Consider the following 12,411-nt stretch of genomic DNA (forward strand, 5'->3'; position numbering starts at 1 on the left):
AAAAATCGGATCACTAAAAACAAAAAACTGACTACTTAAATTAAGTTCTTAAAATTTATTAAAAAAATAATTCAAAAAAACTTGTCTTTTTAAGTAATAAATTTATTTTTGCATTAAACTAAAAAATCTAAATAAGATGTATTGGACGTTAGAATTAGCATCATATTTAAGTGATGCGCCATGGCCTGCTACAAAAGACGAATTAATTGACTATGCCATCAGAGCTGGAGCACCATTAGAAGTGGTAGAAAACTTACAGTCTATCGAGGATGAAGGTGAAATTTATGAGTCAATGGAAGAAATTTGGCCAGATTATCCTACAGATGAAGACTATCTTTGGAATGAGGATGAATATTAAAAAATAAATAGCCAATTAAAAAGTCTCTTCGGTGAGGCTTTTTTTTTGGTTATCTTTACAAATGAATACAACCGTAAGGTTTAATTATATATAAAACATAAATTATGAGTATTGTAAATTCGATATTAAAAATATTTGTAGGTGATAAATCTGCTAACGATATCAAAGCCATTCAACCTATAGTGAATAAGATTAATTCATTTCAGGAAGTATTAAAATCAATTTCACACGATGAATTAAGAGCTAAAACGACTTTCTTTAAAGATAAAATTAAACAAGCTCGTGCTGAAAAAGATGCCAAAATTGAAGCTTTAAAAACAGAAGCTGAAAACACAATTGACGTTGATGCTAGAGAAACTATTTATGCTGAAATTGATAAATTAGAAAATGAAGCTTACGAAATTTCAGAAAAAACTTTAAATGAAATTTTACCAGAAGCTTTTGCCGTACTGAGAGAAACGGCTCGTAGATTTAAAGAAAACACATCAATTACGGTAACTGCTACTACAAAAGACAGAGAACTTTCTGCAACAAAACCTTATATTACCATTGTAGGCGAAGAAGTAAATTGGGCAAATTCGTGGGATGCCGCTGGTAAACCAATTACTTGGGACATGATTCATTATGACGTACAATTAATGGGTGGTATTGTTTTACATCAAGGTAAAATTGCCGAAATGCAAACCGGAGAAGGTAAAACATTAGTAGCAACACTTGCACTTTACTTAAACGCACTAACAGGAAATGGAGTACATTTAGTTACTGTGAATGACTATTTAGCTAAACGTGATAGTACTTGGAAAGCGCCTTTATTCGAATTTCATGGTTTGACTGTAGATTGTATTGACAATCATCAACCGAATACAGAAGCTAGAAGAAAAGCATATAATGCCGATATTACCTATGGTACGAATAACGAATTTGGTTTCGATTATTTACGTGATAATATGGCTAATTCACCAGAAGATTTAGTACAAAGAAAACACAATTTCGCAATTGTGGATGAGGTCGATTCTGTATTAGTTGATGATGCAAGAACGCCTTTAATCATTTCAGGACCTGTTGAAGATGGAGACCGACACGAGTTTTTAGAATTAAAACCAAAAGTGGAAAACCTTTTCAATTTACAAAAACGTATTGCAACAGATTGTTTAACCGAAGCAAAACGTTTAATTAAAGAAGGTAATGTTAAAGATGGTGGTTTTCAATTATTAAGAACGTACCGTGCTTATCCTAAAAACAAAGCATTAATTAAGTTTTTATCGGAAGAAGGTATCAAACAAATTCTTCAAAAAACGGAGAATGCTCATATGCAAGATAATAATAGAGAAATGCCAAAAGTAGATGAGGCACTTTACTTTGTTATCGAAGAAAAAAACAATCAAGTCGAATTAACTGATAATGGAATCAAATTTTTATCACAAGATACAGATGAAAATTTCTTTGTATTACCAGATATTTCAACCGGCATTTCAGCTATCGAAAAACAAAATTTAGATAAAGACGCAGAAGCCGAATTAAAAGAAGATTTATACAGAGAATTTTCTGTGAAATCAGAAAGAATTCATACGCTAACGCAATTATTGAAAGCCTATGCTGTTTTTGAAAAAGATACAGAATATGTAATAATGGACAACAAAGTTCTGATTGTTGACGAATCGACTGGTCGTATTATGGATGGCCGACGTTATTCTGATGGGTTACACCAAGCTATTGAAGCTAAAGAAAACGTAAAAATTGAAGCAGCCACACAAACTTTTGCGACAGTTACTTTGCAAAATTACTTCCGTATGTACAGCAAATTGGCAGGTATGACGGGAACAGCTATTACAGAAGAAGGGGAATTTAATGAAATCTATAAATTAGATGTAGTTGAAATTCCAACCAACAAACCGATGTCTCGTATAGACAGAGAAGATTTAATTTACCGTTCGGTGCGTGAAAAATTCAATGCAGTTATTGAAGATGTAGTTGCACTTTCAAACGCAGGAAGACCAGTTTTAATTGGAACAACTTCAGTAGAAATTTCAGAATTATTAAGTAGAATGCTTAAAATGCGAGGCATCAATCATAATGTATTGAATGCGAAAATGCATAAAAGTGAGGCTGAAATTGTAGCAGAAGCAGGAAAACCAGGCGTAGTAACTATTGCAACAAATATGGCTGGTCGTGGAACCGATATTAAATTATCACCAGAAGTAAAAGCAGCTGGTGGATTAGCCATTATAGGAACAGAACGACATGATTCTCGTCGTGTAGACCGCCAATTACGTGGTAGAGCGGGTCGTCAAGGAGATGTGGGAAGTTCACAGTTTTATGTTTCATTGGAAGATAATTTAATGCGTTTGTTTGGTTCTGAAAGAGTAGCAAAAGTTATGGATAGAATGGGATTAAAAGAAGGGGAAGTAATTCAGCATTCTATGATGACAAAATCTATCGAACGTGCACAGAAAAAAGTTGAAGAAAACAACTTTGGAACCCGTAAGCGTTTATTAGAATATGATGATGTTATGAATTCACAACGTGAAGTGGTTTACAAACGTCGTCGTCATGCCTTACAAGGTGAGCGTTTAAAAGTAGATATTGTAAATATGATTTATGATACTTGCGAGGTAATTGTAGAAAACAATAAAATTGTAAATGATTTTAAGAACTTCGAATTTCAATTAATACGAACGTTTTCTATTACTGCTCCAGTAACAGAAGGTGAATTTGCGAAATTAAACGTACAACAAATTGTTGCTAAAACATATAAAGCGGCGTACGCATATTACGAAGAAAAAGTAGTTCGTGATGCAAAAGAAGCGTATCCAATAATTAAAGATGTTTACGAAAACAATAACGGACAATTTGAAAGAATTGTAGTTCCGTTTTCAGATGGAATTAAAACCTTAAATGTGGTTACTAATTTAACAAAAGCCTACGAATCAGAAGGAAAATCGTTAATTACAGATTTCGAAAAAAACATCACTCTGGCTATTGTAGATGAATCATGGAAAAAACATTTACGTAAAATGGATGAAATGAAACAATCGGTTCAATTAGCGGTTCACGAACAAAAAGATCCTTTATTAATTTATAAATTTGAAGCTTTTAAATTATTCAAAGCTATGATTGAGCAAGTAAATAAAGATGTAATTTCATTTTTATTTAAAGGAGAATTGCCTTCACAAAATGCAAATAACATTAAGGAAGCCAAACAAGTAACAAAAAAATCAAACTATACCGAATCAAAAGACACGGTAGATTCTGATAATTTAGCACAAGCGAATAGAGAAGCTGGAAATCAAGCACAACAACGCCCAACAGTTACTGAAACCATAGTTCGTGATCAACCTAAAATCAACAGAAATGATAACGTAACAATTAAAAACGTTATGAGTGGAAAAAGTGAAACTATGAAATACAAAAAAGCAGAAGCGCTTTTAGCTTCTGGAGAATATGTTTTAGTTAACGAATAATACTTATTAATAGTTATAAAAAAATCCTTAATTCACATTAAGGATTTTTTTTGTTTAACTCATAATTTATTGCTTCAAAATAGCTTCAAAATTTGGTTTAAAATAATTCGGACCTTTCATTACTTTTCCATCTTCTCTATAAATTGGTTTTCCGTCTTCTCCCAATTTACTCATATTACTTCGTTGAATTTCATCAAAAACAGCTTCAATTTTATGTTGCAACCCATGTTCTAATATTGTACCACATAAAATATATAACATATCGCCAAGTGCATCAGCAATTTCAACAATATCATTATTTTGAACAGCTTCTAAATATTCCTCGTTTTCTTCTTTCATTAATTCAAAACGAAGATTGTTTTTTTGTGTGCCTAAATTGGCTTTTAAATCTTCACTAACTCCTAATCCATATGTGTTATGAAATAATTTTACTGCGTCTAATTGTTTTTGCATAGTATAAGTTTTAGTATTATTTGATAATTTGTAGCAAACTTTTTTTGATATTATATGGTATAAAATTATATTTTAAAACTTGTAATTCTTAAATTTGTTAAAAAATTTATCAACATGTTTTCAAAAGGACAAACCTTATTTGCTGTATTATTTGCAATTTCTTTTATTACAATAATTGTTTTTATGTATGTTAAGGACAAAAACATTCATAAACAGCAGTTCAAAGGAGTAAAATGGATTGTTTTAGGTTTTTTACTATTTATTTTATTCTTATTTTTAATAAAGGGTTTCCTAAAAGAATAATTTATTATATTTGATTAATATCCCAAAATAAATGAAAATATTAAAATATTTATCGCTTTTATTTCTGTTATTCTTACTGGCTTTTGTGGTTTTTGTTGCTACACAACCTCCTACTTATGAAATTACAAAACAAATAGAAATAAACACACCAAAAAATTTTGTATTTGATTATGTAAACGATTTTTCTAATTGGAATGATTGGCAACAATTTAACACCGATGAAAATATTAATTTTACTTCTTCTCAGAATACTATTGGTAAAAAATCATATGTAAAATGGGATTCAGATTGTGCAATAATTACCTCATATGCGCAAAATGATTCCATATCGCAACTATTTATTCAAAATAACAATAGGCAAACTTTACATTGGAAATTTAAAAAATCAGGAAAAAACACGTTAGCGTCGGTAACAATTAAAGGCGATTTATCCTTTACAGAAAAAATATATTCTGTGTTGAATGGAGGAATAACTAATTATATGGGGCCGCAGTTACAAGAAAGTTTAAATAAAATTAACAACTATTTTGTAAGTGAATTAGGAGAATACGATATAAAAGTACAAGGATTGGTAAACAGACCTTCCATTAATTATTTAGAACAAAAAGATTCTTGTTTGGTTAAAGATTTTCCGAAAAAATCAAAAGCTTTGTTAAAGACTTTGAAAAATTTTATCAAGTCAAATGCTATAGAAACTTTAGAAGTGCCATTTGTAATGTTTCAGAATAATGACGACAAAAACAAAATAGTTTATGCTATGTGTGTTCCTGTAAAAGAAAAAGTTTTCACAACACCAGATAGTAAAATTCAAGGTAAAAATTACAGTTCATTTTTAGCAATAAAAACCACATTAAAAGGTGATTATTCGCATTTGAAAAAAGCGTGGGCTAAAACAAGAAATTACATTGCAACAAAAAAATTCAAAGAAGATAAAAAAGGATATTATATTGGAATTTATAAAAAATCAATTCCTGAAGTAAACGAACCATCAAAATGGGTAACAGAAATTTACATTCCTATCATTAAGAAAGAAGCAGCTCCCAAAAAAATAATTGCTAAAGATAGTACAGCTATTGCACCTACTGAAACAGAAAATTAACTATTTACTCATTTCAATAGTAATCATATTATTTGTCATTTTCGGACCAAAGCTTTTTACTTTTGTCGTACATAATACATATAAATTACTATTAAAAACAGGTACCGTTGTTGTTGCATAACGGTTTAAGGTATCGCTTATTTTAATAGAATACCCTTTTTCTTCTGGAATAAAATTTGCTTTCAATTGCAATAAATATTGATCTTCGCAAATATTATAAAACCATCTTTCTTCAGCATTTGCTAGAGTAACTCTGTAATTTTTTGCGAAAATTAAGGTTTTATCTTTATGAATTAAACTAAACTCATTATTCGTATTAACCACTTCTTTTCCTTGGCTATCAATTAAAGAAATCTGTAAATCGTTAATGATTTTTTTGGTAGTACTATCAATTGGATTGGCAACCAAATAAGTAGTAAAATCATACCCACAATGTGGTAAACCCTCTTGCGAAAAGCCAAAAGTTGAAATAAAAACAAGTAATAAAAATTTCTTCATAATTCAACGTTCGCCAAAAACGAACAAAAGTGGGTTTACAATATATTAAAATTGAGGAGTCGTTAAATATGCATATATTTTTTCACGTTGCAAGTCAGAAAGTTTGGTGTTTTTTTGCATACGTAAAACAATTGGTTTCCATTGTTCTGCAGTAAAACTTTCTTTTTCATATAAACTATGACAATCTGCACAACTGGTAGTGTATAAATTTTTACCTTCTGCAATAACTTCAGCTGTTATTTCTAACTTTTCAGCTGCGATTTCTTTAACAACCGGAGCTTCTGTTACAACAACTTTTTTTGGTGCACAGCCTAATATAACTGATAAAAACACTAATCCAATTAATATGCTTGATTTCATTATTTTATTTTTAGATTTTCAAATATAGAAAAAATCCGTAACGATTTGATCTCGAAACGGATTTTTATATTAATTATATTAAACGAAATGTTATTTCACATCCATTAATTCCACGTCAAATACTAAAGTAGCATCTGGTGGAATTACGCCTCCAGCACCAGAACTTCCATATCCTAAATACGATGGAATTACAAAACGAGCTTTATCTCCTACTTGTAACAAGGCAATACCTTCATCCCATCCTTCAATTACTTGACCCACTCCTAATTGAAAATCAATTGGTTGTTTTCTTTTATAAGATGAATCAAAAACTTGGCCGTTTTCTAGGGCACCTTGATAGTGAACAGAAACTTTTTTTCCTTTTTCAGCTTGTTTACCACTACCCTTTTGGATAATTTGATAACGTAAACCACTTTCTGTTTTTGAAAATCCAGCTGCTAATTTTTCCATAGCTGCTTCAGCCGCTTGTTTTTGTTCTAAAATTCTTTTTTCACGGGAACCTTCAAATGTTCTAAACGCTTCAATAGCATTCCATTTTTCCGCTTCAGCACCTACTCTAATAATTTCAATTGAATCTAATGCATCATTTCCAGCCACAGCATCCACAACATCTTGTCCTTCTACAACATGACCAAAAACTGTATGCTTACCATCTAACCAATTGGTTGGAACATGTGTAATAAAAAATTGAGAACCATTAGTTCCAGGTCCAGCATTCGCCATAGATAAAACTCCAGGTTTATCATGTTTTAATTCTGGATGAAATTCATCATCAAATTGGTAACCTGGTCCACCCGTTCCTTGACCTTGTGGGCAACCACCTTGAATCATAAAGTCTGGAATCACTCTATGAAATTTCAAACCATTATAATATGGCGTTCCCATAGGTTTTGCTTTGTTTTCTAATTGCCCTTCAGCCAAACCTACAAAGTTTCCAACCGTTCCAGGTGTTTTATCGTGAGTTAACTTTACTAAAATTGAACCTTTTGCCGTATTAAATTTAGCGTAAATTCCGTCTTGCATTGCTTTTGATTTTAAATTAAAGTGCAAATTTACTACTTTTTTGAGTATATTTGATTGGTTTTTACGCAAAATTATATCAAAATGAAATCAATCTTTAACCCAACTGACAATCAAGAAATTATTTCAAGAATCAACTCATTAACTAGAGATTCCCAAGCATTATGGGGGAAAATGAGTGTTGATCAAATGCTAAAACATTGTAACGATGCCGTTTTAGTAGCTTTTAACGAGAAAGAATTAAACACACCATTAATTTGGAGAATATTAGGACCTATGATGAAAAATATGATTCTAAAAAAACCGCAATTTGACAAGAACAGTCCAACTGCCAAAGAATTTAAATACAATACTAATTTCGATTTTGAAAAAATTAAGAATGAATTAATTACTAATTTTTCACGCTTTCAAAGTGGTTTTGAAGCTATAAGTTGTAAAAAGCACCCTTTTTGGGGCAATATGACTGCCGATGAATGGAATAATTTGCATTGGAAACATATTGATCATCATTTACGACAATTTGGAGTATAAAAAAGTTATGAGTTATACTCTTGGAGTTGTAACTTTGCAAGAATTTCTAACTCCAAATTAGAAACTGAAAATCAAAAAACTATGCGTGTAGATATTATTACCGTTTTACCAGAATTAATTAGAAGTCCGTTTGAAGGTTCGATGATGAAAAGAGCTATCGATAAAGGATTGGTAGAAGTTCATTTTCATAATCTACGCGATTATAGCACTAATAAACAAAAAAGTGTGGACGATTATCAGTTTGGCGGTGGTGCTGGGATGGTAATGAATATTCAACCTATTGACGATTGCATTACCAAATTAAAAAGTGAACGCGACTACGATGAAATCATTTACATGACACCAGACGGCGAAACACTACATCAAAAAATGGCAAATTCTATGTCGATGTTAGGCAATTTAATCATTTTATGTGGCCATTATAAAGGTGTTGACCAACGGGTGCGTGATTTACATATAACGAAAGAAATTTCTATTGGTGATTACGTCTTATCTGGTGGTGAATTAGGTGCTGTAATTTTATGCGATGCCTTATTTCGTTTGATTCCTGGAGTTTTGAATGATGAAACCTCTGCCCTAACCGATAGTTTTCAAGATAATTTATTATCACCACCAATTTATACCCGACCAGCTGAATATAAAGGCATGAAAATTCCGGACATTTTATTAAGTGGCAACTTTCCCGAAATTGAAAAATGGCGTGAACAAAAAGCGTATGAACACACTTTAGCCAGAAGACCAGATTTATTGGAAGAATAATATAATTTACGATTTTAGATTTACGATTTACGAAAAATCCCGAGTAAAACTCGGGAATTTTCTTATAAATTAATTCGTTAATCCAAAATCGCAAATCGTAAATCGTAAATTACGAATACATTTTAGTACGTAATTCTTTAATTTTATCATCTTCTAAATATTCATCAAACGTCATATAACGGTCGATAACACCATTTGGCGTAATTTCTAAAATTCTATTTCCAACAGTTTGAGCAAATTCATGGTCATGTGTTGTTAATAAAATAGACCCTTTAAAGTTGTTTAATGAGTTGTTAAATGCAGTAATAGATTCTAAGTCTAAGTGATTGGTAGGTTCATCTAACATTAATACATTGGCACGAATCATCATCATTCGAGACAACATACAACGTACTTTTTCACCTCCAGAAAGCACATTACATTTTTTCAAGGCTTCTTCACCTGAGAAAATCATTTTTCCTAAGAAACCACGAACATATACTTCATCACGTTCTTCTTCCGTTTTTACCCATTGGCGTAACCAATCTACTAAGTTTAAATCAACTCCATCAAAAAAGCTATGATTTTCAACTGGTAAATACGATTGTGTAGTAGTAATACCCCAATCAAACGTTCCTGAATCTTGTTTTTTCAAACCATTTAAAATGTCGTAAAAAGCAGTTGTTGCTCGAGAATCTTTAGAAAAAACTACAATTTTATCGCCTTTAGCCATATTTAAATGCAAGTCTTTAAATAAAACGTCGCCATCTTGAGATGCGGCTAAATTTTGTATGTTTAAAATTTGATCACCCGCTTCACGCTCGGTTTCAAAAATAATGGCCGGATATCTTCTACTTGATGGTTTAATTTCATCTAAGTTTAATTTTTCAATCATTTTCTTACGAGAAGTTGCCTGTTTTGATTTGGCCACATTGGCACTAAAACGACGTATAAATTCTTCTAATTCTGCTTTTTTCTCTTCTGCCTTTTTATTTTGTTGTGCTTTCTGACGCGCCGCTAATTGGCTACTTTCGTACCAAAAAGTATAATTACCTGAATAATGCGTAATTTTCGCAAAATCAATATCTGAAATATGTGTACAAACTGCATCTAAAAAGTGACGGTCATGCGACACGACTAAAACCGTATTTTCATAATTGGCCAAGAAATTTTCTAACCAACCAATAGTTTCAAAATCCAAATCATTGGTAGGCTCATCCATAATCAACACATCTGGATTTCCGAATAATGCTTGTGCTAACAACACACGAACTTTTAACTTACCATCCATTTCACCCATCAAAGTATAATGATGTTCCGCTTCAATTTCTAGATTTGATAATAATGTAGCTGCATCACTTTCAGCATTCCAACCATTCATTTCGTCAAATTGCAATTGCAACTCGCCAATTCTGTCTGCATTTTTATCATCATAATCGGCATACAAAGCATCCATTTCCGATTTAACAGCGTGTAACGTTTTGTTACCAATTAATACCGTATCTAAAACCGTAAATTCATCAAACATATTGTGATTTTGGTTTAAAACCGACATACGTTTTCCTGGTTCTAAAATTACTCTTCCTGAGGTAGGATCCAATTCACCAGCAATGATTTTCAAGAATGTAGATTTACCAGCACCGTTGGCACCAATAATCCCGTAACAGTTTCCTTGGGTAAATGTGGTATTTACTTCATCAAATAAAATTCTTTTACCAAATTGTACCGATAAATTTGAAATTGTAAGCATGTATTTTTTATTTTAATTTGTTGCAAAATTAGCAAAAAGCAACGAGTTTTCACAGTTTTAATTTAACTATTCTGTTTAGAATATTTAACGCTACATTAACAACTTAACTATTTTAAAACAAATACTTTTGTTTTGAATTCAAAATGAAACCATGCAAAAAAATTACGTTTACATTAACTATATTCTCATCTTACTTATTATTACCTCATTCACTTCTTGCAAAGATGGTTTATTAAGTGAAAATCATGTTGCCTATTTTGGTGGTGAAATAGAAAATCCGAAAAATAATTTTGTGGTATTTATGAAAAACGACAAAGTGGTGGATACTTTTTATTTAGATAAAAACAATCGCTTTTTTCATAAATTCGATTCGTTAACTCCTGGTTTATATAGTTTTAAACATGATCCAGAGTATCAATATGTTTTTTTTGACAAAAATGACAGTCTTATGATTCGTCTAAATAACAATGATTTTGATAATACCTTAATGTTTTGCGGACGAGGAGATGAAAAAAATAATTTTATGATGGAATTATTTTTAAAAGATATGCATTTAAAAAACAACTTGTTTGATATATATGAAAAACCTGAAAAAATATTTTCACAATATATAGACTCTTCCAATCAAAACATTAAAAATTTATACAATAAAAGAAAATCATTTATTAACTGGTCTGAAGAATTTGACGAAGTTGCACAAGCTAATATTTTATTAAATTATGCCTATAAAAAAGAAGTTTTCCCTATAGTACACGAATTTAAGACAGGAGAAAACATCAAAACCAAATTACCAAAATCGTATTACAATTACAGAAAAAAAATTGATGTAAATACCTCTAATTTATTATATTATTCTCCGTTTATTAATTACATGACAAGCATGTTAAATAATATTGTTCTAACTAAAAGCAAAGGGAATTTAGACGAAATGAGTTTAGAAAACAATATTAAAAAACTTGAAATTGTAGATACACTTATTAAAAACAAACACGTTAAAAATTTAGTTGTAAATAATATTGCCAATATGTATTTACTTTCTGATCAATGTTCCATAAACAATGGAAAATTTTTTACCTTATATTCAAAAATGGTATCCGATGAGAAAATGAAAGTTAAAGTAATGCAAACGGCAAATAATATTCAAAAACTAAGAAATAATAATATGTTACCTGAAATTAGTGTGTTGGATACTAACAATAAAAAAGTTAAAATTAATGACCTAATTACTAAAAAAACAATTATATATTTTTGGACCAAACAATCGGATTCGCATTCATTCTATTCACATAAAAAAGTAGATGAACTAAAAGCAAAATATCCAGACATTCAATTTATTGCCATAAATATTAATAACTCTCAAGAAGATTGGTTAAAAGAAATAAAAGCAAAAAAATATTCCAATTCCATAGAATTAAGAGCCATAGATTTTGAAGAATTACAAAATAAATGGGTAATTAATAAAGTATACCGAACACTAATTATAAATAAAAATGGTACTATAAACAATGCTTTTGTAAGTTTGTTTGATGCCAACTTTGAAAGTTATTTACAATAAAAATTAGTAAAAAACATAAAAAAAGGCGTCTCGAATTATCGGGACGCCTTTTTAATGTATAAAAATATTATTTATTTCCTTTTTCGAAATCAGCTACAAACTGAGCAATACCTATATCCGTTAATGGATGTTTTAATAATCCAGTGATTGAAGATAATGGTCCGGTCATTACATCTGCACCAATTTTTGCACAATTCACAACATGCATAGTGTGACGCACAGAAGCTGCCAAAATTTGAGTTTCAAAACTATAGTTGTCATAAATTTGACGAATTTCATCAATTA

The 12,411-nt window shown here is 30.6% G+C and carries 12 protein-coding genes; 6 read left to right on the plus strand and 6 right to left on the minus strand.

Annotated elements, in window-relative coordinates:
• Positions 1-136: 136 nt before the first annotated feature.
• Together ABWP60_RS08940 and secA are read left to right on the plus strand one after the other, a co-directional pair.
• Positions 137-358 (plus strand): DUF2795 domain-containing protein, encoded by a 222-nt coding sequence (locus ABWP60_RS08940; RefSeq protein ID WP_022828503.1) that lies wholly within the window; start codon positions 137-139, stop codon positions 356-358.
• 104 nt (positions 359-462) lie between these two features.
• Positions 463-3,819, plus strand: coding sequence for a preprotein translocase subunit SecA (gene secA, locus ABWP60_RS08945; RefSeq protein ID WP_353151521.1), 3,357 nt, complete (start codon positions 463-465; stop codon positions 3,817-3,819).
• Positions 3,820-3,885: 66 nt separating this feature from the next.
• Here secA and ABWP60_RS08950 read toward each other — a convergent pair whose 3' ends face one another.
• Positions 3,886-4,272: a pyrophosphohydrolase domain-containing protein gene (locus tag ABWP60_RS08950; RefSeq protein WP_353151524.1), complete on the minus strand. Its 387-nt coding sequence runs from the start codon at positions 4,270-4,272 to the stop codon at positions 3,886-3,888.
• Positions 4,273-4,606: 334 nt separating this feature from the next.
• On the opposite strand from ABWP60_RS08950, the gene ABWP60_RS08955 reads away from it, so the two are divergent.
• Positions 4,607-5,674 carry a GyrI-like domain-containing protein gene (locus ABWP60_RS08955; protein WP_353151527.1) on the plus strand — a complete coding sequence of 356 codons (1,068 nt, stop codon included), beginning with the start codon at positions 4,607-4,609 and terminating at the stop codon, positions 5,672-5,674.
• Here ABWP60_RS08955 and ABWP60_RS08960 read toward each other — a convergent pair whose 3' ends face one another.
• From ABWP60_RS08960 to ABWP60_RS08970, 3 genes are all read right to left on the minus strand, one after another.
• On the minus strand, positions 5,675-6,172 hold the full coding sequence (locus ABWP60_RS08960) for a hypothetical protein (protein ID WP_353151530.1): 498 nt from the start codon (positions 6,170-6,172) through the stop codon (positions 5,675-5,677).
• Between the two features lie 45 nt (positions 6,173-6,217).
• Entirely contained in the window at positions 6,218-6,532 is a 315-nt protein-coding gene (locus ABWP60_RS08965) for a cytochrome c (RefSeq protein ID WP_353151532.1), read from the minus strand.
• 90 nt (positions 6,533-6,622) lie between these two features.
• Positions 6,623-7,555, minus strand: coding sequence for a peptidylprolyl isomerase (locus ABWP60_RS08970; protein WP_353151534.1), 933 nt, complete (start codon positions 7,553-7,555; stop codon positions 6,623-6,625).
• A gap of 81 nt (positions 7,556-7,636) precedes the next feature.
• Here ABWP60_RS08970 and ABWP60_RS08975 point away from each other — a divergent pair, with 81 nt between their 5' ends.
• Positions 7,637-8,083 carry a DUF1569 domain-containing protein gene (locus ABWP60_RS08975; protein ID WP_353151537.1) on the plus strand — a complete coding sequence of 149 codons (447 nt, stop codon included), beginning with the start codon at positions 7,637-7,639 and terminating at the stop codon, positions 8,081-8,083.
• Between the two features lie 81 nt (positions 8,084-8,164).
• Positions 8,165-8,842, plus strand: coding sequence for a tRNA (guanosine(37)-N1)-methyltransferase TrmD (trmD, locus tag ABWP60_RS08980; RefSeq protein ID WP_353151539.1), 678 nt, complete (start codon positions 8,165-8,167; stop codon positions 8,840-8,842).
• A gap of 109 nt (positions 8,843-8,951) precedes the next feature.
• Here the strand turns inward: trmD and ABWP60_RS08985 are convergent, their stop codons facing one another.
• Positions 8,952-10,571, minus strand: coding sequence for an ABC-F family ATP-binding cassette domain-containing protein (locus ABWP60_RS08985; RefSeq protein WP_353151542.1), 1,620 nt, complete (start codon positions 10,569-10,571; stop codon positions 8,952-8,954).
• A 151-nt stretch (positions 10,572-10,722) separates the two neighbouring features.
• Between ABWP60_RS08985 and ABWP60_RS08990 the strand changes: the two genes are divergently transcribed.
• Positions 10,723-12,126: a TlpA family protein disulfide reductase gene (locus tag ABWP60_RS08990; RefSeq protein WP_353151545.1), complete on the plus strand. Its 1,404-nt coding sequence runs from the start codon at positions 10,723-10,725 to the stop codon at positions 12,124-12,126.
• A 67-nt stretch (positions 12,127-12,193) separates the two neighbouring features.
• Here the strand turns inward: ABWP60_RS08990 and ABWP60_RS08995 are convergent.
• On the minus strand, positions 12,194-12,411 hold a 218-nt coding region (locus ABWP60_RS08995; protein ID WP_353151548.1), incomplete at its 5' end, for a transaldolase family protein.

Origin of the sequence: Flavobacterium sp. (assembly GCF_040402895.1) — a bacterium.
Classification (GTDB): domain Bacteria; phylum Bacteroidota; class Bacteroidia; order Flavobacteriales; family Flavobacteriaceae; genus Flavobacterium.

Excerpts from the sequence above, each read along its gene's own strand:
- ABWP60_RS08940 (WP_022828503.1), top strand. The coding sequence starts at position 137 with ATGTATTGGACGTTAGAATTAGCATCATATTTAAGTGATGCGCCATGG.
- secA (WP_353151521.1), top strand. The coding sequence starts at position 463 with ATGAGTATTGTAAATTCGATATTAAAAATATTTGTAGGTGATAAATCT.
- ABWP60_RS08950 (WP_353151524.1), bottom strand. The coding sequence starts at position 4,272 with ATGCAAAAACAATTAGACGCAGTAAAATTATTTCATAACACATATGGA.
- ABWP60_RS08955 (WP_353151527.1), top strand. The coding sequence starts at position 4,607 with ATGAAAATATTAAAATATTTATCGCTTTTATTTCTGTTATTCTTACTG.
- ABWP60_RS08960 (WP_353151530.1), bottom strand. The coding sequence starts at position 6,172 with ATGAAGAAATTTTTATTACTTGTTTTTATTTCAACTTTTGGCTTTTCG.
- ABWP60_RS08965 (WP_353151532.1), bottom strand. The coding sequence starts at position 6,532 with ATGAAATCAAGCATATTAATTGGATTAGTGTTTTTATCAGTTATATTA.
- ABWP60_RS08970 (WP_353151534.1), bottom strand. The coding sequence starts at position 7,555 with ATGCAAGACGGAATTTACGCTAAATTTAATACGGCAAAAGGTTCAATT.
- ABWP60_RS08975 (WP_353151537.1), top strand. The coding sequence starts at position 7,637 with ATGAAATCAATCTTTAACCCAACTGACAATCAAGAAATTATTTCAAGA.
- trmD (WP_353151539.1), top strand. The coding sequence starts at position 8,165 with ATGCGTGTAGATATTATTACCGTTTTACCAGAATTAATTAGAAGTCCG.
- ABWP60_RS08985 (WP_353151542.1), bottom strand. The coding sequence starts at position 10,571 with ATGCTTACAATTTCAAATTTATCGGTACAATTTGGTAAAAGAATTTTA.
- ABWP60_RS08990 (WP_353151545.1), top strand. The coding sequence starts at position 10,723 with ATGCAAAAAAATTACGTTTACATTAACTATATTCTCATCTTACTTATT.